The sequence below is a fragment of the Primorskyibacter flagellatus genome, from assembly GCF_900176485.1.
In the GTDB taxonomy this organism is placed as follows: domain Bacteria; phylum Pseudomonadota; class Alphaproteobacteria; order Rhodobacterales; family Rhodobacteraceae; genus Primorskyibacter; species Primorskyibacter flagellatus.
Genome location: NZ_FWYD01000006.1, coordinates 1 through 22,482 on the forward strand (window position 1 = coordinate 1; position 22,482 = coordinate 22,482).

The window sequence follows — 22,482 nt, forward strand, 5'->3', positions numbered from 1 at the left end:
CATCAAAAACAAGCAGCATAATCAATCAAACAACCGAACCAGAGCCTCCAATGTTCAAGCCGCTCTGATGTCCCATTTTATATGACGACAGACAGGCCGCTCAAGATCCGTCAGATGCCCGTCGGCATTCAGGGTTTCCGCAATCTCACGCTCCGAGCGGCCATCCTCGACGAACATTCGGTACATGCGGCGCACGACATCCTGTTCCTGCTCAGGGCCCGGTACAAGGACGACACGGTCAGTCTGAAGGCTCTTATGTTCGCCGCGGGACAACGCGCCCTTGGGGTTGCCGTGTTCGTCGATCAGCACCCGACGCAGGCCGTATCCAGCTGCACCGCCTTGGCGGTAACCCAGCTCCACCAGGCGGCACTGCCCGGCAAAGACCTTCACGGAAAGCTCACGACTGTATTCGCCCGCCATGACCCGCTTGACGGTCTTCAGCAGGTTGGAGCCGATGCTGCCGTCGTTTTCGAACTGCTCGCCGCAATAATGGACCCGGATCCCGGCACGAGAGCAGACATGCTCGTGGTAGGCCCCTTCATCAGCATCCTGAAACCGGCCCCAGCGGCTGACGTCATAGACCAGAATGGCCTTGAAATCCGCTTGCCCGGTTCGGACCTCTGCCATCAGGTTCTGCAGCGCCTCGCGACCGTCCAACCGCAACCCGGACCGACCGGAGTCCTCGAAGACACGCAGGATCTGCAGGCCCCGGGAGGTGGCGTAATCCCGAATGATGTCGAGTTGGTTCTCAGTCGAGTACTTCTGGTGATCGGTCGACATCCGCACATAGGCGACGGCTGGGATATCCAGTCCGGCCTCGCCGCCTTTGTCCTCGCTGTTGTATCGACCGTTATTCAAATCGGGTTTTCCTTTTCAGCCTTGTTTGGTTTCTATTTTTCCATCTGACACAAGCGCGTCTGGAAAGTCGTTTCCTGAAACGGGCAAGGTTTTTCCGTTTGCCCGGCTTTCATTTTTCAAATTCCAATTCATTACTGCGCTCCTAAAATCAGTAGTGTCCGTCAAGCGCGGTCCAATGACCCGCAACGGACAAGATCGACTCCCGCCGTTTTCATGGTTCTTCAACTGTTTAACGAAGAAGGACGTGAAAATGCGCGTGAAGATGGGCACAGTTGTGCCGAAAATGGGCACATTTGTGCACCTGGTCGAAGAACCAACCGATTATCGAACCGCCATAGCGATGGCTCTGCACGAAGAGTTGGACGACACACACAGGGCAATCAAAATGGCCATGCGCTGGACGGGTGCCAGCGAACGCACCGTGAAGTACTGGTTCTCGGGCGAGCGGGGGCCGAGCGGCGACCATCTGATCGCCCTCGCGCGGCATTCGGATGCTGTGCTCTATGTTGTTCTTGCACTTGCGGGCCGCCACATTGTCGAGGAGGCGGACGACTGACTGTGTTTCCAAGGCTGGGAAGGCGGGTGATCGACGGCTTGTTTTGTGTGCGTTTTTGGTTATATTGAATACATGCGAGATGAGAGGTGCCGTGCCATGTCCCGAACGACCACGATGACCGTCCGCCTTGGTGGGGCCCTGAGTGACTTTGTGTCGGCCAATGTAGGCGATGACGGGTCCTATGAGAACGTCAGTGAGTACATCCGCGACCTGATCCGGCGTGACAAAGAGAGGGCGGAGCAGGAAGCCTTCAACCGGCTGAAGGGCGAGCTGACCCACGCGTTCGCAGCGCCCGAGGAGACGTATCAACCGCTGACGGCAGCCGAGGTGATTGCGCGGAACAGGGCCTGATCCGATGCCCGCCGTTCGAATCCAGGAAGGGGCGTCCCACCGCCTCGATGACATCTACCGCTACACCCGTGACAGGTGGGGAGATTATCAGGCGGAGAAATACATCACCGGCCTGTTTGCAGCCTTCGACAAGATCGCTGACCACGGCGTTGCGTCAAAGCCCATCCCGGCCGAGTTCGGCCTCAACGGATTTTTCTTTCGCTACGAACGCCATTTTGTCTACTGGCGACATCTCTCGAATGGCGACATCGGGATCGTGACCATCCTGCATGAGCGCATGCATCAGATCGACCGGTTCCGTGATGACTTCGGCCTAGGCTGATCGGCTGATTTTCCAATGAGCGTCAGATTTGCGCAGGGTTTCGCGTGGGTCCCTCGGGGTCCGACGCTGGCACGAGAGAGAGTTCGTTGCATGTGTCATTCCCTCCGCCACTTGTGTTCGCCCGCCATCACCCGCTTGACGGTTTTCAGGAGGTTGGAGCCGATGCTGCCATCGTTTTCGAACTGCTCGCCGCAATAGTGCACGCGGATCCCGCCGCGAGAGCAAACATGCTCGTGGTAGGCCCCTTCATCGGCATCCTGAAAGCGGCCCCAGCGGCTGACGTCATAGACCAGAATGGCCTTGAAATCCGCCTGGCCAGTTCGGACCTCCGCCATCAGGTTCTGCAGCGCCTCACGGCCGTCGAGGCGCAACCCGGACCGACCGGAGTCCTCGAATACGCGCAGGATCTGCAGGCCCCGGGCGGTGGCGTAATTCCGAATGATGTCGAGCTGGTTCTCGGTAGAGTACTTCTGATGATCGGTCGACATCCGCACATAGGCGACGGCGGGCACATCCGTTTCAGGCGGCTCGTCGCTCTTGTCGGAATGGGTCGCCCATCGACCAGTCACATGCGTATCTTTTCAAAAACCCAGGCAAATCCATCGCTCCCGTCGGAATCAACGGTTGAATTCTTCGCATCCATGTAAAGCGAAGGAGTGTGGAATGTCGTTTCCGAAAAAGGGCAAGTTCTTTCTAAAAGAAATCGGATATCATGGCAAAGGCGATCATCAAACGAAGGGATCCCTTGTCGAAGAAATCGCATCGGCGCTGAAACGGTAGCTCGGTGACAGTCGGGCGGGTGTCAAAACCGTGGCGGCCTGGACAGGTGCCAATGAGAAGACTGTAAAGAACTGGTTCTCGGGCACCTACGGTCCGAGCGGGGCGCATTTGATTGCGCTGACGAGGTGCTGGGCACCTTCCTGGCGATGGCTGGGCGCGAGGATCTGATGGTGGCCATCAAGCTCGCGGCGGCCGAAGACGCGATTTCGGATCTGCTTGATGCCGTGCGTCAGCTTGGTGGTTACGACCCAAGCGGCAAGGTCAACTGATCAGCCGAGCGAACTGAAATCTATTGTCCCTCAATGGCGCGCAGGATTTCGAAGCGATCCCGTGCGGTGGAAGGCCGCACGGGAGAGAGGGTTGGGCGCGTGAGCCATCCGCTCCGCCACAAACCATTCCCGAACCCGAGACGAGGCCCCAGTGTGGGCCTTTTTTCTTTTTGGTTCAAGGGGTTTAACGAGGCCATCCGACTTTCGGAGACTGGCCGTTGGCTCGAAACTGGTCTCCGACGCGCCCCGCGTCTCCTTTCACCCGCCCTTCTCCCAAATCGGGGCGAATTCAAAACTGGTCGTTTTTTCAGATGCTTGCCGAAAATGAATTACGCCGCAGTTGACGCAGGTTCGACCGCTATGAAAGCAAACGGAGACACCATCCATGAACACGCCGCGATGAAGTTGGCGCACGAGTGGCTTCGTTGATGTCACTGGCGGCAACGAAGCCTGACAGGCCCTTGGCGGCCGGAAAGCGGGTGCCTTTCATGTTATAAGCGATGGGCCGGACCTCCCGATCGGCCAGTTCGGCCTTCAGCAACTGGGCAAGCCTCAAGAGAGGGATCCGGTCACCGCCGGGCTTGCGTGGCACGAGGTTTTGCAGCTGTTTGAAAGCCGGGGTGAATTCCGAGAAAGCTGCACTCATTCCTGAATGGCCCTGGCTTGCGCTGAAAGACGGTCAGGGAATGCCGCTCGACGACGACGGCCCCGGTGTTAAGGCGTTCATGACGGTGCCTTACGTCGGTGCCTGCATTCATGACCCTTCGCCGGCAGCGAGCTAGTTCGTATTCGCTACCGCAGAGCGGCCTCATGACTCTGACGGCTTGTTTGCACCGGTGCGCTTCAAGCCGGGCCAGGCACTGAACACTGCTTTCAAGGTTGGAATGCTCTCTCGTCGACGGCACGAAAACAAGTAACGGCTTCCGAAAGTTTTTGGGAACAACCAAAGCTTGAACCCGTTTGGGTACAATACGCCCTGACCGGCAGGAATCCGGTGGCCAGCGCGGGCGGCACCCCCGGCGGCGTAGGCGAGCCTTCCGAAGGAAATAAGGGGCGGCACCACGGCCGAACCCGCGGCGGCCGCAGACTGACGGGAAGGAGCATCCATGTCATACATCCGTTTTGGACTTATGATCCTCACCTCGACGGTGGTGATGTTCATCCTGATGTATCTGAATACCTATGCGTGGGAGCACGTTTTCTTCTCAGAGACGCGGACGTACATGGCGATCATGATGGGCGCGACGATGGCGGTCATCATGCTGGCGTACATGCTGGGGATGTATTCCAGCAAGCGGCTCAACATCGCCATCTTCGTGGGTGCCGCCGTCGTTTTTGCCCTGACGCTTTGGCTGGTGCGGAGCCAGGTAACCGTCAGCGGTCCGAGCTACATGCGCGCGATGATTCCGCACCACTCGATCGCGGTGATGACCTCGGAGCGGGCGCAGATCCGCGACCCACGCGTCGCGAAGCTCGCCCACGAGATCATTCTGGCGCAGCGACGCGAGATCGCGGAGATGCGCTACCTGATTGCCGAGGTCTCTGCGGAAAACACCGTCGAGTCGATCTACCAAGACCCGCCAGCTGAAGTTGGCACCGTCGAGGACGCCATTGCCCGCGCCCTGATTTCCACCCTCGATCCCTCGCCAATGCCCGAGGGCGAGGCCGAGCAGATCCTCGCGACCGGCCCCCGCTGTGTCTTCAACCTCAGCCCCGAGAGCGACCCGATCCTCTGGACGGCGGAGAAGAGCGGTCAGGCCGCCATGAAGCTCAACGGCGTGCTCGTGCCGCTTGAGGCGGGAACCGAGACCGAGAACGGTTTCGGGTTCACGGCGCAGGGCGTCACCGTGACCGTCCGTCCGCTTGGGGACGAGTCCGACTGGCGCGCCGATGCCGAGCTTGTCTTCGAACTCGATCAGGGGCTTTCCGTCGGCTACCGCGGCTTTTACAAGTGCGAGGCGCGCTGACGATCAATGACGGAGTTGAAAGGAGGTCGCGAAATGACATTGGACCAAAGCGCGAAGACCGCGCAGCTCTACCGGATGGTAATGCCCGACCATCTCTGCCCCTACGGGCTGAAGTCGAAAGATCTGCTCGAGCGCCAGGGGTTCACGGTCGAAGATCACCATCTGAAAACCCGCGAGGCGACCGATGCGTTCCAGCGGGAGCACGGGGTGGACACAACACCCCAGACTTTCATCGACGGCAGACGCATCGGTGGCTACGACGACCTTCGCGCGCATTTCGGGAAGGAAGTCCCGCAGGAGGACGAAACGAGCTACAAGCCGGTCATCGCGATCTTCTCGGTCGCGTTCCTGATGGCCCTTGCCGTCAGCTGGGCCGCGTTTGGCACCGTCCTCACGGTTCGTGCGCTCGAATGGTTCATCGCCATCAGCATGACTCTTCTTGCCGTCCAGAAGCTGCAAGACGTCGAGAGCTTCTCGACGATGTTCCTGAACTACGACCTGCTGGCCCGCCGGCAGGTCCGCTACGGGTACGTCTATCCGTTCGGAGAAGCGCTGGCGGGCATTCTGATGATTGCCGGCGCGCTGATCTGGGTCGCGGTGCCTGTTGCGCTTTTCATCGGGACGGTCGGCACCGTCTCGGTCTTCAAGGCCGTCTACATCGACAAGCGGGAGCTGAAATGCGCCTGCGTCGGTGGATCGAGTAACGTGCCGCTCGGCTTCGTCTCCCTGACCGAGAACCTGATGATGATCGTCATGGCGATCTGGATGCCGATCCGGATGTATTGGCTGGGATAGAAGTTGCCTTTCATCGTATATGCTTCGATGCCCGTTTTCGGAAAGCTATGCAAAGAGGCCGTCAATTCCGGTCATTTTCAACCTATTTAGAAAATAAGTCAGGTATGTGGAATAAGTATGTGTGTTCCCTAAACAAAACAATGCGCGAGCAACATTGAAGGGCTGTTCTCGACGCTGTAGGAACTGCACAAACGCCATCACCTTGGAGCCACTTTCATGAGCCTCTCCGCTCGTATTACTGCCGCGCTGATAGTGGGCTTTGCACATGTCGTTACCGCCGTGCGCGGGGTGTGGGACGGAATCGCACCGATTCCGGGACAGCGCATATATTTTGCCAATCACAACAGTCATGGCGATTTCGTGTTGGTTTGGACAGTCTTGCCACGCGCCCTTCGCTTTCGCGCGCGGCCCGTCGCGGGCGCGGATTATTGGCTGACCTCCAAACTGAAGAGCTTCATCGGCAAGGATGTGTTCAACGCCGTTCTCATCGACCGCAACTCGAATACGCGCACTTCCGACCCGGTGACGCAGATGAGCGCCGCCCTGAAAGAAGGTGACAGCTTAATCCTGTTTCCTGAGGGCACGCGGAACACCGGTCAGGCGCGACTGCTGCCTTTCAAATCGGGGTTGTTTCACCTCGCGACGGCAAACCCGGAGATCGACATTGTTCCGGTCTGGATCGAGAATCTCAACCGCGTGATGCCCAAGGGTGCGCTGGTGCCGATTCCACTGATCTGCACCGTCACTTTCGGCGCACCCATGCGGCTGGCGATGGGCGAGGGCAAAGCGGATTTCCTTGCGCGCGCCGAAAGCGCGCTCAACGCATTGGCACCTGAGAGAAAGATCTGACATGAACGGCCATTTCATCATCCTGCTGGGCATTGTTCTGTCCGTTCTGTTGATCGCGACGGGCGCGGCACAGCTCCTGAAGCGGCGAGGCGGACCGGATAATTTAACCATCCAGAACCTCACGGCGCGGATCAACGCGTGGTGGGTCATGGTTGCCGTCATGGCCATCGCCTTCGTTGCCGGGCCGACGGGGGTGGTCGTACTTTTCGCGATCTGTTCGTTCGCCGCACTGCGCGAATTCCTGACGCTGACCAACACGGCGGCGGCGGATCACTGGGCGCTGACGGCTGCCGTCTTTATTGTGCTGCCGCTGCAATATCTGGCCGTCGGCATGGGATGGTATGGATTTTATTCCATCTTCATCCCGGTCTATGCGTTCCTATTGATGCCAATCCTCTCAACACTGCGCGGACAGGTAGAAAACTTCCTGATCCGGGTATCCGAAGCCCAATGGGCCCTGATGATTGCCGTCTTCTGCGTCAGCCATGTTCCTGCGTTGCTGAGCCTGAAGATTCCAGACTATGAGGGGAAGAACCTGTTCCTGATCTTCTTCCTGATCGTGGTCGTACAATCCTCCGATGTGCTGCAATATGTCTGGGGCAAGCTGCTGGGGCGCCGCAAGATCGCGCCGAACCTCTCGCCGTCCAAGACACTGGAGGGGCTGCTTGGCGGCATCCTCAGCGCCAGCCTGCTGGGCGCGGCACTGTTCTGGATCACGCCCTTTTCCGTGCTACAGGCCTTCGCGCTTTCACTGGTCATTACGCTTATGGGCTTCTTGGGCGGGCTGGTCATGTCCGCGATCAAACGCGACCGGGGGGTCAAAGACTGGGGCCATCTGATCGCCGGGCATGGCGGGTTCATCGACCGACTGGATTCGGTGATCTTCTCGGCACCGATATTCTTCCACATCGTTCGATTTTACTGGGATCTGCATTGAATATCCAACGCCTCATGTCCTCCACCCCGCTGCATGTGGCGGTCGGATTTTTGGCGATGGGCGGCTGGGCCGTATTCGCCAACGCAGGCCATGGCCTGCGCGCCATGCTGCTGGCCGGGCTGGTGCAGGGACTGATCTCGGGCGCGCTGACGCTGGGGCTGAAACGCTCGGTCGACTGGATGCGCCCGCGCATGGCGCGCGGACCTGGCTATTGGGTGCCGCCGCTGATCGCAATCTGCGGCTCGGCCCTGCTGTTGGTTCTGACGCATTGGTTGAGTGATACTCCGGAAATCGCGGCGACGATCGCGGTGCCACTCGGGGTGTCGCTAAGCTATATCTTTGCCTACAATATCCAGTGCCAGTACCGGAGCAGGAACAGAGGCTGACAGGAAATAAGCGCATGGTTGATCTGAAAAACCGCCGCCCGCTGGGCAGCCGTGATACGAAATGGGCCGCACGCTGTGCCGGTGCGCTTGCTGATAAGGGTGTGACGCCCAACGCTATATCGCAGGCCAGCATGGGGGCGGCGCTTGTGGCAAGCCTCGCCTTTGTGGCGAGCGGGTATGTGCAGGGCGCGGTGGGAGTCGGCGCACTTTTGGTCCTCGGCGCGCTTTGCTGTCAACTGCGGCTGCTGTGCAACCTCTTTGACGGGATGGTCGCGGTCGAAGCAGGGCGTAGCGCGCCTGATGGACCGCTTTGGAACGAGCTTCCGGATCGGGTTTCGGATCTGCTAATCCTTGCCGGGGTTGGTCTGGGCATCGGTCATCCTGCGCTTGGAATGGTGGCAGGTGCGATGGCAGTGCTGACGGCTTACACCCGCGAGCTGGGTGCCGGGTTGGGCCTGCCGCCTGATTTCAGTGGCCCTATGGCAAAGCCGCAGCGCATGGCGCTGGTGACGGGCGCGGCGATTCTGGCAGTGTTCGAACCGCTGTTTGCGACGTCGGGCACCGTGCTGACTGCGGCGCTGTGGATCGTTGCCATTGGCGCGGGGTTGACCAGCCTCCGGCGTGCTGCGCGTATTCGCGCGGAGCTGTCGGAACGTGGCTAGGGGCACCAACGAGTTTCGGGACCGGCTGCGGGTCATCAAAACGACATGTTGCAAGGCCATTGGGGAGACTTGGCGCTTACGGATCAACAGCTATACGACCAGTTGGCTATGATGGCAGGTGAGCGGGACGATGAAGCCGCCCAGTCTTTCCACTTCGCCGCGAGAACAGTGTCCCGCGTGTTCAACAATGGTGACTGGGAACAGGGCGGGCGCTTGTTCGCCTTCCCTCTATGGACGAAAGGATAGGCCAGCGGAAGTGGTAAACCCCGTGTCTCGAGGGGCTTAGATAGGATGACAGCATTATAGGGCGTGTGTCCCACTTTGTGTCACACTCGACTATCTAGCCTATAACCCATTGATTTAGAATTAAATGGAGGCGAGTACCGGAATCGAACCGGTGTACACGGATTTGCAATCCGCTGCGTAACCACTCCGCCAACTCGCCGAATCCGTCGTTTCTTTAGACGGGTTGACGGATGGCTGCAAGGGGGATCAGGATTTCGTTTTGCAACTCGTTCGTCATCTGCATTGGCAGACAGGGCCGGTCAGGGGGGCGCACAGGCTTTGGTATCTGGAGCACCAATTATTGCTTTAGGATATCCCAACAAGCTTATCGCGCTACGCGTTTCAATCAGCGCGGCTCGATAGCGGCGCGGTGCTCTCGCGCGCGATCAGCGTCACGTCGAGAAGTTCCACCTCTGCCGCGGGAGCATTGTGCGCGTTGGTCATTTGTTCAAGCAGCAGCCGTGCGGCAGAGCGGCCAAGGCCGATCCGGTCCTGGCGGATCGTGGTAAGCGCCGGAACGTAGTGTTCGGCCTGATCAATGTCATCGAAGCCGACCACCGAGATGTCTTCGGGAACCCGCAAGCCGGCCGCGTTCAGCCCGGCGATCAAGCCAAATGCGACCTCGTCCGAGGCGCAGAATACTGCACTGGGCCGGTCCTGCATCGCGACGATTCGCTGCGCCGCCTCGCGGCCCGAACGCAAAGAGAAGTCACCGCGAATAATCCAGTCAGGGCGTTGCGGCAAGCCAAGGCGTTGCCTTTCGGCCAGCATGCCTTCGCGGCGCACATGAGTCAGGCGGTTGTCCGCAGGCCCGGTCACATGCGCTATGCGCCGGTGGCCCAACTCGTACAGGTGCTGGATCGCGATCTGCGCGCCCTTGTAATTGTCGCTGCGGACCGATGGCATCGGGGCATCCTGCACCCATTCGCAGGCAAAGACGATCCTGTCGCCGACATTCTCGCGGGCGAATTCTGTCATGTCGGTCGTGGTGAGATTCCCGTCCAGCGAGATCATCCCGTCGATGCGGCCATCCAGAAAATAATCCGTTAGCCGCCGGTCATGTTCCGGCAGATGATTGGCATCGGTGATGAGCACCGAAAAATCACTGTCAGAAAATCCCTCGCTGATCCCTTCCAGGATCTTTGAAAAGAACGGATTTCCCAAGTTGGGAACCAGCACAAGAATCGCATTGGCGCTTTTCTTGCGCAGGTTTCGCGCCGCGCGATTGACCCGATATCCGGTGCTGCGAACTGCCTCGAAAACGGCCTCTCGGGTGGGTTTGGTCAACAGATCCGGGTTGCTGAGCGCCCGGCTGACGGTTGCCGTCGATACCCCTGCCGCGCGGGCAACATCTTGAATACGGGGGGGCTTTTCACTCATGGATTGACGGGTCACTTTTGGCCAAACACGATTTTTGACATGGACGGCTTGACACGAATCCGCCTCAGTCCGATTATAAGTGTAATCGTTTACATGGCAAGCAGAGTTGGTCTGACGTCGAATGTAAACGATTACGCGGCGACCTAAGATCGCTTCAGATAATGCCGGTCCGGATCCATCCGCGCCGGAAGGGAGGAACAAACATGACTGCATTCCGCACTTTCTTCGCGGCCACCACGGCGCTTTGCGCGGGCACGGCAGCTTTTGCTGCTGACCTTGAGGTGACCCATTGGTGGACGTCCGGTGGCGAGGCCGCCGCCGTGGCCGAATTCGCCCGTGAGTTCGAGGCCCAGACAGATCACACATGGGTGGATGGTGCCATCGCCGGCGGGGGCGGCACGGCTCGTCCGGTGATGGTCAGCCGGATCATCGGCGGTGATCCGATGGGCGCCTTTCAGTTCAACCATGGCCGCCAGGCTGAAGAGCTGATCGAAGCGGGCCTTCTGCGCGACATGACGGATGTGGCCGAGGCCGAGGGCTGGAAGGACATCGTGAACCCGCCATCGCTGCTGGATGCCTGCACGGTGGACGGTCGGATCTATTGTGCGCCGGTCAACATCCACTCCTGGCAGTGGTTGTGGCTGTCCAATGCCGCGTTTGAAAAGGCCGGTCTGGATGTGCCAAGCAATTGGGATGAATTCGTCGCCGCTGGCCCCGCGCTGCGCGAAGCGGGCATCACGCCGATGGCGCTTGGCGGGCAACCCTGGCAAAGTTCTGGCGCGTTCAACGTGTTGATGGCAACGCTGGGCGGGCCGGATGTTCTTCAGAAGATCTATGGCGACGGCGATGCCGAAATGGCCGCGGGCGATGCGATGAAGCGCGTCTTCAAGGCGGCGGCCGACATGCGCGAAATGGTGCAGGGGTCCAATGTGCAGGACTGGAACCAGGCGACCAACCTCGTCATCACCGATCAGGCCGGGGGTCAGATCATGGGCGATTGGGCGCAGGGTGAATTTGCCGTGGCCGGCGAGGTTGCAGGCGAAGATTACACCTGCCTGCCGGGCCTTGGTGTCAACGAGGTCATCTCGACCGGTGGGGATGCTTTCTATTTCCCCGTCGTGGATGACGAAGAGATCTCGGCCGCGCAGGATGCACTTGCCGCGACGCTGCTGAACCCGGAGACGCAAGTGGCGTTCAACCTCAAGAAAGGCTCGCTGCCGGTGCGCGCGGATGTTGACCTTGAGGCCGCAAATGACTGCATGAAAAAGGGACTGGAGATCCTCGCCTCGGGGGCGATCATGCCCGATGTGAACATGCTGAATACCGAGGACACGAATAACCAGCTCAACGATCTGTTTGTTCAGTTCTTTCAGGATACTTCAATCAGTGCCGATGATGCGCAGGCGCGCTTTGTCGATATCGTGGCAAACAAGGACTGACCGCCACTCACGTCCGATGGGCCGGGCCGCGCCACGCGGTCCGGCCACTTTCACCTGACAATGCCACCACAGGGGGAGCGATATGGCCGCCACCCGACCGAACCGGCTGTTCCGGAATCTGACCGCCAAAATCGCCGCGATCCCGATGATCCTGACCGCTCTGGTCGTGTTTGTCGGGGGAACGGTCTGGACCGTGACCTATTCCTTCACCTCGTCCAAACTGCTGCCGAAAACCAAGTTCGTTGGTCTGGACCAGTATGAACGTCTTTGGAACACGCCGCGCTGGCTTGTGTCGATCGAGAACCTGCTGATCTACGGCATCTGCATGATGGTGCTGAGCCTCGTGATCGGCTTTGTGCTGGCGGCTTTGCTGGATCAGAAGATCCGATACGAGAATACGTTTCGCACGATCCTGCTTTATCCGTTTGCTTTGTCCTTCATCGTGACGGGGCTGGTGTGGCAATGGCTGCTCAACCCCGATTTCGGCATCCAGAGCGTGATCCAGCGACTGGGCTGGCAAAGCTTTGATTTCGATCCGCTTTATAATGCCGATATCGTCATCTACGGCGTGCTGATTGCCGGGTTGTGGCAAGGATCGGGGCTGGTGATGTGTCTGATGCTGGCGGGTCTGCGCGGCATCGACCAGGAGATCTGGAAGGCCAGCCGCGTGGACGGGATACCGGCGTGGAAAACCTATATCTTCATCGTCATTCCGATGATGCGCCCGGTGTTCATCACCACGCTTGTCATCATCGCCAGCGGCATCGTGCGGCTTTACGACCTGATCGTGGCGCAGACCGGGGGCGGCCCCGGCATCGCATCCGACGTGCCCGCGAAATACGTCTATGACTACATGTTTCAGGGCCAGAATCTGGGGCAGGGCTTTGCCGCCTCGACGATGATGCTGCTCGCGGTTCTGGTGATCGTCGTGCCCTGGGCCTATCTGGAATTCGGAGGGAAAAAGCGTGTCTGATCCTGCCACCATGTCTGCCGCCGTTGTCGGGTCGGACGCTGCATCCGGCGCGCTCTCCGGTCCGCGCGGACCCAAGCCGCGCCGCCGTTTTTCGCGCCGCAACGTGTTTATCTACGGCACGCTGATCGTCGTCGCGCTTTACTACCTGTTGCCGCTTTATGTGATGATCGTGACATCGCTGAAAGGCATGCCGGAAATCCGGCTGGGCAATATCTTTGCCCCGCCTGTCGAGGTCACGTTCCAGCCCTGGGTCAAGGCCTGGTCCGAGGCATGCACTGGCCTTAATTGCGACGGGCTGAGCCGCGGTTTCTGGAATTCCGTGCGCATCACCGTGCCGTCGGTCCTGCTGTCCATCGCGATTGCGTCGGTGAACGGCTACGCGCTGGCCAACTGGCGGTTCAAGGGTGCGGATGCGTTCTTTACCATCCTGATCTTCGGTGCCTTCATCCCCTATCAGGTCATGCTGTACCCGATCGTGATCCTGCTGCGCGAGATGGGGATCTACGGCACGCTGGGCGGGCTTGTGATGGTGCATTCGATCTTTGGCATGCCCATCCTGACGCTGCTGTTCCGCAACTACTTCACTTCGCTGCCGGAAGAGCTGTTCAAGGCCGCAAGGGTGGATGGCGCCGGGTTCTGGCAGATCTATCTTCAGATCATGCTGCCCATGTCCCTGCCGATCTTCGTGGTGGCGATGATCCTGCAAGTCACTGGGATATGGAACGATTTCCTGTTCGGCGTGGTCTACACCAAGCCCGATCTCTATCCGATGACGGTGCAGCTGAACAATATCGTCAACTCGGTTCAGGGTGTGAAGGAATACAACGTCAACATGGCGGCGACGCTGCTGACGGGGCTTGTGCCGCTCGTCATCTATTTCGTCTCCGGAAAACTCTTCGTGCGTGGCATTGCGGCCGGCGCGGTGAAAGGCTGAGCAATGCAAATGGACCCAAGCATCTCGATCAAGAACCTCAAGCTGAGCTTTGGCGCAGTCGAGGTGCTGCATGATCTGAACCTCGATATCGGCAAGGGCGAATTCCTTGTCCTGCTGGGATCGTCCGGCTGTGGGAAATCCACGCTATTGAACTGCATCGCGGGGCTGCTGGACGTCACGGATGGTCAGATTCATATCGGCGGGCAGAATGTGACGTGGGAGGAACCGTCGAAACGCGGCATCGGCATGGTGTTTCAAAGCTATGCGCTTTATCCGCAGATGACGGTCGAGGGCAATCTCGCCTTCGGGTTGAAGAACGCCAAGATCCCCAAGCCGGAGATCAAGGAGCGCATCGCACGCGCCGCCAAGACCTTGCAGATGGAGCCGTTGCTGAAGCGCAAGCCGGCGGCCCTGTCCGGCGGTCAGCGTCAGCGGGTTGCCATCGGCCGGGCGCTGGTGCGCGATGTCGACGTGTTTCTGTTTGACGAGCCGCTGTCCAACCTCGATGCCAAGCTGCGCGCCGATCTGCGGGTGGAGATCAAGCAGTTGCACCAGACACTGGGCAATACGATGATCTACGTCACCCATGACCAGATCGAGGCGATGACGCTGGCCGACCGTATCGCCATCATGCGCGGGGGCAGCATCCTTCAGCTTGATACACCCAAGGAGATCTACAACCGACCAGCCACAAAATATGTCGCCGAGTTCATCGGCTCGCCGACGATGAACTTTCTGGACGGACGGATCGAGGGCGGGGCCGCGCCGCGGTTTACCTCTGACGTCGCCAGCTTTGACCTTGCGGGCTATGAATTCACGCCGCAGGGGCCGCAGGCTGGCGACGCCTGGTTCGGGATCAGGCCGGAACATATCATTGTCGGTCCCGAGGCAGCGCATTCGCCGTTCCAGCTTGAGGGGCAGGTCGAACTGGTAGAACCGCTCGGCTCTGACACTTTGGCGCGCGTTACCTCGGGCGGACAACGGTTGTGGGTGCGGATGGACGGCCAGGCCGACATCACCCCCGGACAAACCCTGCCGCTGGGCCTGACCCCGGCGCTTGCCAATATCTTCGACAAAACCACAGAGGCCCGCCTGTAGCGCGCCTTTCTGCCAACTAAAAACAGGACATTCCAACATGGATCTTTCGTTTCAACTTTACTCCGCCCGCGATTTCACCCCGTGGGAGGATGTCATCAAAACAATCGCCGGGCTGGGTTACACTCAGGTCGAGGGGTTTGGCGGCGTCTATGAGGACCCGGCTGCCTTTCGGGCGCTGCTGGATGCCAACGGGCTGACAATGCCGTCGGGCCATTTTTTCCCGGTGGGCAATTTTGAATCCGAGATCGACAAGACACTCGCCACGGCAAAAACGCTGGGCATGCAGCGGTTGTTCTGCCCCGCGCCGGAGGATGCCTATCGCAACGGCGCCGATGCGGAAGCCTGGGTCGGGTTGGCGAAACGATTGGAAGAGGCATCGAAGCGCGTGCAGGATGCGGGCCTGCGATTTGGCTGGCACAACCACCACTGGGAATTCATGCCGCTTGCAGATGGCACCATCCCAATGCAGCTGATCCTCGACAACGCACCGTCCATCGAATGGGAAATGGACGTGGCCTGGGTGGTGCGCGGGGGCGGCGATCCGCTGGAATGGATTGCCGCCAACGCCGACCGGATCACCACCGCGCATGTCAAGGACATTGCACCCGCAGGGATGTGCGAGGACGAGGACGGCTGGGCCGATGTCGGCCATGGCACGATGGACTGGCCCGCGCTGATGGACGCCCTGCGCAAGGCAGGATGCGATCTGTTCGTCGCCGAGCATGACAAACCCAACGATGCGCGCCGCTTTGCCGACCGTTCCATCGCCAGCTTCAAGACATATTGAAAGAGACCGACACCATGAGCAAATCACTCGGAATCGGCGTTATCGGCTGCGGCAATATCTCCGCCGCCTATATGCGCCTCGCCCCGCTTTTCGCGGGCATCGAAATGCGCGCCTGCGCTGACCTCAACGCCGACGCGGCCAAGACCCGTGCCGAAGAATACGACCTGCGGGCCGAGACCATCGAGGGGCTTCTGGCGGCGGATGACATCGACATTGTCGTCAACCTGACCGTCCCCAACGCGCATTTCGCCGTCTCCAAACAGGTGCTGGAGGCGGGCAAACACGTCTATTCGGAAAAGCCGTTCGTTTTGTCGCTGCAAGAGGGTCTGGACCTCAAGGCGATTGCCGATGCCAAGGGTCTGCGGGTCGGGTCCGCGCCCGACACGTTCATGGGCGGCGCGCATCAGCTTGCGCGTCATCTTGTGGATGCAGGTGCCGTGGGGCGCATCGTCTCGGGCACTTGTTTCGTGCAAAGTCCCGGCATGGAAATGTGGCACCCGAACCCGGATTTCTTCTTTCAACCCGGCGGCGGCCCGATCCTTGACCTCGGCCCCTATTACATCTCCAATCTCGTGCAATTGCTTGGCCCGGTGGCGCGCGTTACGGCACTGTCGTCCAGCGCCAGTGAATACCGCACCATCACGTCAGAGCCGCGCAACGGCGAGAAGATCAAGGTCGAAACGCCCACCACGATCCATGCTGTCATGCAGTTTGTCAGCGGCGCTCAGATCACCTACTGCGCCAGTTGGGACGTGTGGGAACACGGCCATTCCAACATGGAGCTTTACGGCACGACAGGCACCCTGCACGTCCCCGACCCAAATTTCTTTGGCGGCGAAGTGCGCATGACCGAGAAATCCGCCTTCGTGAACCCGTCCGTTGATTGGGATCACCCGTTCAGCAAGGCCAATGACAACGGTCGGGCAAACTATCGCTGTGCCGGTCTGGCGGATATGGCGCAGGCCATCTTGAACGACCGCCCGCATCGGTGCTCGGATGATTTCGCCCTGCATGTGGTGGACGTGATGACCGCAATCCTGCACTCAGGAGAGACGAAAACACTCGTTGAACTGAGCAGCACCTGCGAACGCCCCGAGGCCCTGACCCCGGACGCCGCCGCGGCGCTGCTCGCATAGGAGAAACCTATATGGTCTGGACCGCGTCCGACACAAGATACGACACGATGCAATACCGCCGCTGCGGGCGCTCGGGGCTGAAGCTTCCGGCGATCTCGCTGGGGCTGTGGCACAATTTCGGCGATGACACGCCGCATGAAACCAAGCAGGCGATCACCCGTGCAGCCTTTGATAACGGCATCACCCATTTTGATCTGGCCAACAACTACGGACCAGAACCGGGCGCGGCTGAATCCGCCTTTGGCGAGATCCTCAAGACCGATTTTGCCCCATACCGGGACGAGATGATCATTTCGTCCAAGGCCGGTTACGGCATGTGGCCGGGGCCGTATGGGGAATGGGGCAGCCGCAAATATCTGGTCGCGTCCTGCGATCAGTCGCTGAAGCGCATGGGGTTGGATTATGTCGACATCTTCTATTCCCACCGGTTCGACCCCGACACACCGCTGGAAGAGACGATGCAGGCGCTCGACTACATCGTCCGGTCTGGCCGCGCGCTATATGCGGGCATCTCAAGCTATAACGCCCAACGCTCGCGCGAAGCGGCGGCGATCCTGAAAGAACTGGGCACGCCCTGCCTGATCCACCAGCCCAGCTATTCCATGCTCAATCGCTGGGTCGAGGAGGACGGTCTGCTGGACGCGCTGGACGATCTGGGCATCGGGTCCATCGTGTTCAGCCCGCTGGCGCAAGGCATGCTGACCAAGAAATATCTGGGCGGTATTCCCGAAGGCAGCCGGGCGTCTCAGGGCAAGTCCCTGCGCGAAAATTTCCTGACTGACGAGGCGCTGGAAAATGTCCGCGCACTTAACGCCATTGCCGAAACCCGTGGTCAGACGCTGGCTCAGATGGCGCTGGCTTGGGTGCTGCGCGGGGGCCGCGTGACCACCGCCCTGATCGGCGCGTCAAAGCCCAGTCAGGTGGTCGATTGTGTGGGCGCGGTTGGCAATCTCGACTTCACCGACGACGAGCTGGCGCGCATCGACCAGCATGCCAAGGACGCGAATATCAACCTGTGGGCGGCCTCCTCCGAAACCGAGGGACCTTCGCGCAAATGATCCGCAATCCGATCCTGCCCGGTTTCAACCCCGACCCGTCGATCTGCCGGGTGGGAGAGGAATATTTCATCGCGACATCGACCTTCGAATGGTATCCCGGCGTGCAGATTCACAGGTCCACCGATCTGGTGAACTGGGATCTGGCATGCCGACCGCTGTCGCGCGCCTCGCAGTTGGATATGCGCGGCAATCCTGACAGCGGCGGCATCTGGGCGCCCTGTCTCAGCTATGCTGACGGGCTGTTCTGGCTGGTCTACACGGATGTCAAACGGCTCGATGGCAATTTCAAGGACGCCCATAACTACATCGTCACCGCCCCCACGATCGAAGGACCGTGGAGTGACCCGATCTATGTCAGCTCTCACGGGTTCGACCCGTCGCTGTTCCATGATGATGACGGACGGAAATGGTACATTGTCCTGCAATGGAACCACATTTCCAACTCGGTCGGTGGCAGTCCGAAACATCCCGCCTTCGATGGCATCCTGTTGCAGGAATGGACGCCCGCAGGCGGCTTGCAGGGCGCGATCCGCAAGATCTATTCCGGTAGCCCGCACGGGCTGACTGAAGGTCCGCATCTCTACAAGCGCGACGGCTGGTACTATCTGACCGTGGCCGAGGGCGGCACGGGCTATGGACATGCGGTTACGATGGCCCGGTCGCGGCAGATCGAAGGACCATATGAAACTCACCCTGACACGCACCTGATTACATCGAAAGATCACCCGGACTGGCCGATACAGCGCGCCGGCCACGGCCAGATCGTGGAGACGCCGGATGGACAGGTTTATCACACGCATTTGTGCTCGCGCCCTTTGCCGGGCAGGTTTTCTCCGCTTGGTCGGGAAACCGGCATTCAGAAATGCGAATGGCGTGATGATGGCTGGCTGTATCTGGCGGACGGCGGCCCGCTGCCGCAGGTCGAGGTCACGCCGCCAGCACCCGCCACGCGCCGCGCTTCAGTATCTGTGGAACGGCGCTTTGAGGGCACAGAACTGCCGCCTGAATTCCAGTGGCTTCGCACACCGGAAGCTGAACGTATCTTCGCACTCACCGGTACCGCGTTGCGCCTGATCGGGCGCGAGAGCATTGGAAGCTGGTTCGAACAGGCCTTGGTCGCGCGGCGGCAGGAGCATCTGCACTACCGGGCGGAAACCACGCTGACAGAGTTCACACCGACCACCTATCAACAGGCCGCAGGGCTGACGACGTATTACAACCGGCACAAGTTTCACTTTGCCTGCGTTACGCATGTCGCAAACGAAGGCCGCTGCCTGACGCTGATGTCCTGTGCGGGGGACTGGCCTGACGGACGTCTCAGCTTTCCGACTGATCCGGTCCCGCTGAAGGATGGCCCGGTGGAACTGGCGGTCGATGTCGCCGGTGCCACACAGCAATTTGCGTATCGTCAGGGCGGCGACTGGCAAGCCTTCGGGCCGGAACTGGACGCCAGTGTCATCTCTGACGAGGGCGGTCGCGGTGAGCATGGGTCTTTCACCGGCGCATTTGTCGGCATGGCGGCGTTTGACATAACCGGGCAGGGCAAGACTGCCGATTTTGCCCGCTTCAGCTATGTTCCGGGGGATACGTGATGGTGTCCTATCTGGAGATATTCGATCTGGCGACGGGCGACAGCAGCACACTGTTCAAGACCGCTCGCCACATCGAGGCACCGAACTGGACACCCAGCGGCGCGGACCTGATCGTAAACGGCGATGGGAAACTGTTTCGCGTGCCCATTCATGCGCCCGACCTTCTGATGATCGACACAGGTTTGCACGCTTCGCTGAACAACGATCATGGCATTTCACCCGACGGCCAGACGCTGGTGATCTGCGACAAGACCCTGACGCCGCATTCCTGCATCTATACCATGCCCGCTGGCGGTGGTTTGCCCACGCGCATTACCGACAAGACGCCATCGTGGTGGCATGGCTGGTCGCCGGCCGGAGAGCGGCTTGCCTATACGGTCGTGCGCGACGGAGAGTTCGGGATCGCGACGATTCCCGTCAGTGGTGGCAGCGAAGCGTTGCTTATTCGCAGTCCGCACCATTATGACGGGCCGGACTATACGCCCGACGGACAGTGGATCTGGTTCAACTCCGATCGCGGTGGCAGCATGGATTTGTGGCGGATGCGGATTGACGGGACGGAGCCGGAGCAAATGACCGATGACGCGGCGGTCAACTGGTTCCCGCATCCCTCGCCGGACGGCGGCCATGTCCTGTACCTTGCCTATCCCGAAGGAACCGAAGGTCATCCGCCGGACCGCGAGGTCTCGTTGCGGTTGATCGATCTCGACAGTAGGAAAACCTGCATTCTTACAACACTTTGGGGCGGCCAAGGCACGCTGAACGTGCCCTGCTGGTCGCCCGACAGCCAGCGTTTTGCCTATATGCGCTACGCGCGCCCGTGACCAAATCCGGAGGATCCGATATGCCGACGACGATGAAAGGCCCCGCGCTGTTTCTTGCCCAGTTCGCAGGCGACGCAGCCCCGTATAACAGCCTTGAAGCGATCACCAAATGGGCCGCCGGTCTGGGCTACAAAGGTGTCCAGATCCCCACTTTTGACGCGCGACTCTTTGATCTGGACAAAGCCGCCGACAGCCAGACCTATTGCGACGAGGTCAAGGGCATCTGCGCCGATGCGGGTGTCGAGATCACCGAACTTTCGACCCATTTGCAGGGCCAGCTTGTCGCGGTGAACCCCGCCTATGACGATGTGTTTGACGCCTTCGCGCCTGCGTCGGTTCATGGCAATCCGCAGGCCCGACAGGAATGGGCGGTGAATCAGGTGACCAAGACGGCCAAGGTCAGCCGGACGCTTGGCCTTGATGCGTCCGTCAGCTTCACCGGATCGCTGGCCTTTCCGTTCCTGTACCCATGGCCGCAGCGCCCCGAAGGCTTGATCGACGAGGCCTTTGCCGAGCTTGCCCGCCGCTGGAAGCCGATCCTGGAGGTCTACGACGAAAACGGCGTCGATATCGGCTACGAGATCCATCCCGGCGAAGACGTGTTCGACGGTGCCACATACGAGATGTTCCTGGATGCGCTGGACGGTCATACCCGTGCGCGGATCAACTACGATCCCTCGCATTTCCTGCTGCAACAGATGGATTATCTTGCCTTCATCGACATCTACCACGAACGCATCTGTGCCTATCACGTCAAGGATGCGGAGTTTAACCCCGATGGCCGTCAGGGGGTCTATTCCGGTTATCAGCCCTGGGTGAACCGGGCCGGACGGTTCCGCAGCCTTGGCGACGGGCAGGTGGATTTCTCGGGCATCTTCTCGAAACTCGCGCAATATGGCTATGACAGCTGGGCGGTGCTGGAATGGGAATGCTGCCTGAAAAGCCCCGAACAGGGGGCCGCCGAGGGCGCGCCGTTCATCGCGCACCACATCATCGAGACCACGGACAAGGCGTTCGACGATTTCGCAGGCAGCGAAACCGACAGGGGCGCCATCCGCAAGATGCTGGGGATCGAATGATGGAACGGTTGCGATTGGGCATGGTCGGCGGCGGGCAGGGGGCCTTTATCGGAGGCGTGCACCGCATCGCCGCGCGGATCGACGGACAGTGGGAATTGGTCGCAGGTGCGCTAAGCTCTGACGAGGAACGCGCCGCGGCCTCTGCGGCGGAACTGGGCATCGCGGCAGATCGCAGCTATGCCGATTTTGCCGAGATGGCCAAAGCCGAAGCGGCGCGCGAAGACGGCATTGACGCCGTTGCCATCGTCACCCCCAACCACATGCATGCCGCGCCCGCCGTGGCCTTCCTGCGGGCGGGCATCCATGTGATTTGCGACAAGCCACTGGCCGCGACGCCCGAACAGGCGGCAGAGATCGCCAGGGTCGTCCGCGAGACCGGTCGGCAGTTCATCCTGACGCATAACTACACCGCCTATCCGCTGATCCGGCAGGCGCAAGCCATGGTAGCGGCAGGAGATCTGGGCGAGATCCGCGTTGTTCAGGTGGAATATGCGCAGGACTGGTTGACCGAACCCGCCAGCAACAAGCAAGGCGACTGGCGCACCGATCCGGCACGCTCTGGCGCGGGGGGCTGTGTGGGCGATATCGGAACCCATGCGTTCAACCTTGTCAGCTTTGTCACCGGGCTGAAAACCACGTCGCTGGCGGCGGATCTGGACGCATTCGTGCCGGACCGGCAGGTTGATGACAACGTGCATGTCATGCTGCGGTTCGACGGGGGCGCGAAGGGGATGCTTTGGGCCAGTCAGGTCGCCGTCGGTAATGAAAACGCCCTGCGCCTGCGTGTACATGGCACAAAAGGCGGGCTGGAATGGGCGCAGGAAAACCCCAACCAGATGACGTTCACCCGGTTTGGTGAGCCAAAGCAGATCCTGACCCGTGGCGGCGCTGGCGCGAACGAGGCCGGGCTGCGCACCACCCGCATTCCGCCGGGCCACCCCGAAGGCTATCTCGAAGGCTTTGCCACGCTGTATTCCGAGGCCGCGCACCTGATCCGCCACGCCGATTCCGGCACGCCATTGCCCGTAGGGGTGCATGCCCCGACGATCAAGGACGGGCTGGACGGCATGCGCTTTATCTCGGCCTGTATTGCCTCGTCCAAGGCCGATGCGGCGTGGACGGCGTTGGACTGAACGTACGGACCGGTTAGGCAAATCATCCGATT

Annotated in this window: 24 protein-coding genes, 1 tRNA gene and 2 pseudogenes; 22 read left to right on the top strand and 5 right to left on the bottom strand. The window is 60.2% G+C overall.

Going from position 1 to position 22,482, the window contains the following annotated elements; genetic code table 11:
• Positions 1 to 84: 84 nt before the first annotated feature.
• Positions 85 to 858, bottom strand: a pseudogene (locus B8991_RS10270) (recombinase family protein); the annotation flags it as partial.
• 250 nt (positions 859 to 1,108) lie between these two features.
• Between B8991_RS10270 and B8991_RS10275 the strand changes: the two are divergent.
• From B8991_RS10275 to B8991_RS10285, 3 genes are all read left to right on the top strand, one after another.
• Positions 1,109 to 1,414, top strand: a complete 306-nt coding sequence (locus B8991_RS10275; RefSeq protein WP_005619856.1) for a hypothetical protein — start codon at positions 1,109 to 1,111, stop codon at positions 1,412 to 1,414.
• A gap of 96 nt (positions 1,415 to 1,510) precedes the next feature.
• The gene (locus tag B8991_RS10280) at positions 1,511 to 1,765 is read left to right on the top strand and encodes a ribbon-helix-helix domain-containing protein (RefSeq protein WP_009502501.1); all 255 of its coding nucleotides are present in this window, start codon (positions 1,511 to 1,513) and stop codon (positions 1,763 to 1,765) included.
• 4 nt (positions 1,766 to 1,769) lie between these two features.
• Positions 1,770 to 2,087 (top strand): type II toxin-antitoxin system RelE/ParE family toxin, encoded by a 318-nt coding sequence (locus B8991_RS10285; protein WP_084352913.1) that lies wholly within the window; start codon positions 1,770 to 1,772, stop codon positions 2,085 to 2,087.
• A 113-nt stretch (positions 2,088 to 2,200) separates the two neighbouring features.
• On the opposite strand, the pseudogene B8991_RS10290 reads toward B8991_RS10285, so the two are convergent.
• A pseudogene (locus B8991_RS10290) lies at positions 2,201 to 2,599 on the bottom strand (recombinase family protein); the annotation flags it as partial.
• Positions 2,600 to 2,992: 393 nt separating this feature from the next.
• Between B8991_RS10290 and B8991_RS21720 the strand changes: the two are divergent.
• Positions 2,993 to 3,136, top strand: coding sequence for a hypothetical protein (locus tag B8991_RS21720; protein WP_218673210.1), 144 nt, complete (start codon positions 2,993 to 2,995; stop codon positions 3,134 to 3,136).
• A gap of 358 nt (positions 3,137 to 3,494) precedes the next feature.
• Here the strand turns inward: B8991_RS21720 and B8991_RS10300 are convergent, their stop codons facing one another.
• Positions 3,495 to 3,782 carry a hypothetical protein gene (locus tag B8991_RS10300; protein ID WP_412780719.1) on the bottom strand — a complete coding sequence of 96 codons (288 nt, stop codon included), beginning with the start codon at positions 3,780 to 3,782 and terminating at the stop codon, positions 3,495 to 3,497.
• A 40-nt stretch (positions 3,783 to 3,822) separates the two neighbouring features.
• On the opposite strand from B8991_RS10300, the gene B8991_RS22295 reads away from it, so the two are divergent.
• The 7 genes from B8991_RS22295 (at position 3,823) to B8991_RS10335 (ending at position 8,732) form a co-directional block, all read left to right on the top strand.
• Positions 3,823 to 3,918 carry a DUF3299 domain-containing protein gene (locus B8991_RS22295; RefSeq protein ID WP_084352914.1) on the top strand — a complete coding sequence of 32 codons (96 nt, stop codon included), beginning with the start codon at positions 3,823 to 3,825 and terminating at the stop codon, positions 3,916 to 3,918.
• 324 nt (positions 3,919 to 4,242) lie between these two features.
• The gene (locus tag B8991_RS10310) at positions 4,243 to 5,103 is read left to right on the top strand and encodes a DUF305 domain-containing protein (RefSeq protein ID WP_084352915.1); all 861 of its coding nucleotides are present in this window, start codon (positions 4,243 to 4,245) and stop codon (positions 5,101 to 5,103) included.
• A 33-nt stretch (positions 5,104 to 5,136) separates the two neighbouring features.
• On the top strand, positions 5,137 to 5,898 hold the full coding sequence (locus tag B8991_RS10315; RefSeq protein ID WP_084352916.1) for a MauE/DoxX family redox-associated membrane protein: 762 nt from the start codon (positions 5,137 to 5,139) through the stop codon (positions 5,896 to 5,898).
• A gap of 216 nt (positions 5,899 to 6,114) precedes the next feature.
• Complete coding sequence (locus B8991_RS10320; RefSeq protein WP_084352917.1) at positions 6,115 to 6,747, top strand: lysophospholipid acyltransferase family protein; 633 nt, start codon at positions 6,115 to 6,117, stop codon at positions 6,745 to 6,747.
• A 1-nt stretch (position 6,748) separates the two neighbouring features.
• Positions 6,749 to 7,684: a phosphatidate cytidylyltransferase gene (locus B8991_RS10325; RefSeq protein ID WP_084352918.1), complete on the top strand. Its 936-nt coding sequence runs from the start codon at positions 6,749 to 6,751 to the stop codon at positions 7,682 to 7,684.
• A 14-nt stretch (positions 7,685 to 7,698) separates the two neighbouring features.
• Complete coding sequence (locus B8991_RS10330; RefSeq protein ID WP_084352919.1) at positions 7,699 to 8,070, top strand: hypothetical protein; 372 nt, start codon at positions 7,699 to 7,701, stop codon at positions 8,068 to 8,070.
• A gap of 14 nt (positions 8,071 to 8,084) precedes the next feature.
• A complete protein-coding gene (locus B8991_RS10335) occupies positions 8,085 to 8,732 on the top strand; it encodes a CDP-alcohol phosphatidyltransferase family protein (RefSeq protein ID WP_084352920.1) in 648 nt (215 codons plus the stop codon).
• A 371-nt stretch (positions 8,733 to 9,103) separates the two neighbouring features.
• On the opposite strand, the gene B8991_RS10345 is transcribed toward B8991_RS10335, so the two are convergent.
• Positions 9,104 to 9,177 (bottom strand) — tRNA-Cys (locus B8991_RS10345).
• A 182-nt stretch (positions 9,178 to 9,359) separates the two neighbouring features.
• Positions 9,360 to 10,397, bottom strand: coding sequence for a LacI family DNA-binding transcriptional regulator (locus B8991_RS10350; RefSeq protein ID WP_084352922.1), 1,038 nt, complete (start codon positions 10,395 to 10,397; stop codon positions 9,360 to 9,362).
• Positions 10,398 to 10,600: 203 nt separating this feature from the next.
• Between B8991_RS10350 and B8991_RS10355 the strand changes: the two genes are divergently transcribed.
• The 11 genes from B8991_RS10355 (at position 10,601) to B8991_RS10405 (ending at position 22,450) form a co-directional block, all read left to right on the top strand.
• Positions 10,601 to 11,836 carry an ABC transporter substrate-binding protein gene (locus tag B8991_RS10355; RefSeq protein ID WP_084352923.1) on the top strand — a complete coding sequence of 412 codons (1,236 nt, stop codon included), beginning with the start codon at positions 10,601 to 10,603 and terminating at the stop codon, positions 11,834 to 11,836.
• An 82-nt stretch (positions 11,837 to 11,918) separates the two neighbouring features.
• Positions 11,919 to 12,809: a carbohydrate ABC transporter permease gene (locus B8991_RS10360; protein ID WP_084352924.1), complete on the top strand. Its 891-nt coding sequence runs from the start codon at positions 11,919 to 11,921 to the stop codon at positions 12,807 to 12,809.
• A 10-nt stretch (positions 12,810 to 12,819) separates the two neighbouring features.
• Positions 12,820 to 13,743 carry a carbohydrate ABC transporter permease gene (locus B8991_RS10365; RefSeq protein ID WP_084352925.1) on the top strand — a complete coding sequence of 308 codons (924 nt, stop codon included), beginning with the start codon at positions 12,820 to 12,822 and terminating at the stop codon, positions 13,741 to 13,743.
• Positions 13,744 to 13,752: 9 nt separating this feature from the next.
• Positions 13,753 to 14,841 carry an ABC transporter ATP-binding protein gene (locus B8991_RS10370; RefSeq protein WP_084353033.1) on the top strand — a complete coding sequence of 363 codons (1,089 nt, stop codon included), beginning with the start codon at positions 13,753 to 13,755 and terminating at the stop codon, positions 14,839 to 14,841.
• 37 nt (positions 14,842 to 14,878) lie between these two features.
• Positions 14,879 to 15,628: a sugar phosphate isomerase/epimerase family protein gene (locus tag B8991_RS10375; RefSeq protein ID WP_084352926.1), complete on the top strand. Its 750-nt coding sequence runs from the start codon at positions 14,879 to 14,881 to the stop codon at positions 15,626 to 15,628.
• Between the two features lie 14 nt (positions 15,629 to 15,642).
• A complete protein-coding gene (locus tag B8991_RS10380; protein WP_084352927.1) occupies positions 15,643 to 16,764 on the top strand; it encodes a Gfo/Idh/MocA family protein in 1,122 nt (373 codons plus the stop codon).
• 11 nt (positions 16,765 to 16,775) lie between these two features.
• Positions 16,776 to 17,822, top strand: a complete 1,047-nt coding sequence (gene mgrA, locus B8991_RS10385; RefSeq protein ID WP_084352928.1) for an L-glyceraldehyde 3-phosphate reductase — start codon at positions 16,776 to 16,778, stop codon at positions 17,820 to 17,822.
• Positions 17,819 to 19,414: a glycoside hydrolase family 43 protein gene (locus B8991_RS10390; RefSeq protein WP_084352929.1), complete on the top strand. Its 1,596-nt coding sequence runs from the start codon at positions 17,819 to 17,821 to the stop codon at positions 19,412 to 19,414. The genes mgrA and B8991_RS10390 overlap by 4 nt, the downstream gene beginning before the upstream one ends.
• Positions 19,414 to 20,238 carry a TolB family protein gene (locus tag B8991_RS10395; protein WP_084352930.1) on the top strand — a complete coding sequence of 275 codons (825 nt, stop codon included), beginning with the start codon at positions 19,414 to 19,416 and terminating at the stop codon, positions 20,236 to 20,238. Before B8991_RS10390 ends, B8991_RS10395 begins: the two co-directional genes overlap by 1 nt.
• A gap of 20 nt (positions 20,239 to 20,258) precedes the next feature.
• The gene (locus B8991_RS10400; RefSeq protein WP_084352931.1) at positions 20,259 to 21,317 is read left to right on the top strand and encodes a sugar phosphate isomerase/epimerase family protein; all 1,059 of its coding nucleotides are present in this window, start codon (positions 20,259 to 20,261) and stop codon (positions 21,315 to 21,317) included.
• Positions 21,317 to 22,450 carry a Gfo/Idh/MocA family protein gene (locus B8991_RS10405; RefSeq protein ID WP_084353034.1) on the top strand — a complete coding sequence of 378 codons (1,134 nt, stop codon included), beginning with the start codon at positions 21,317 to 21,319 and terminating at the stop codon, positions 22,448 to 22,450. The genes B8991_RS10400 and B8991_RS10405 overlap by 1 nt, the downstream gene beginning before the upstream one ends.
• The last annotated feature ends 32 nt before the right edge of the window (positions 22,451 to 22,482 follow it).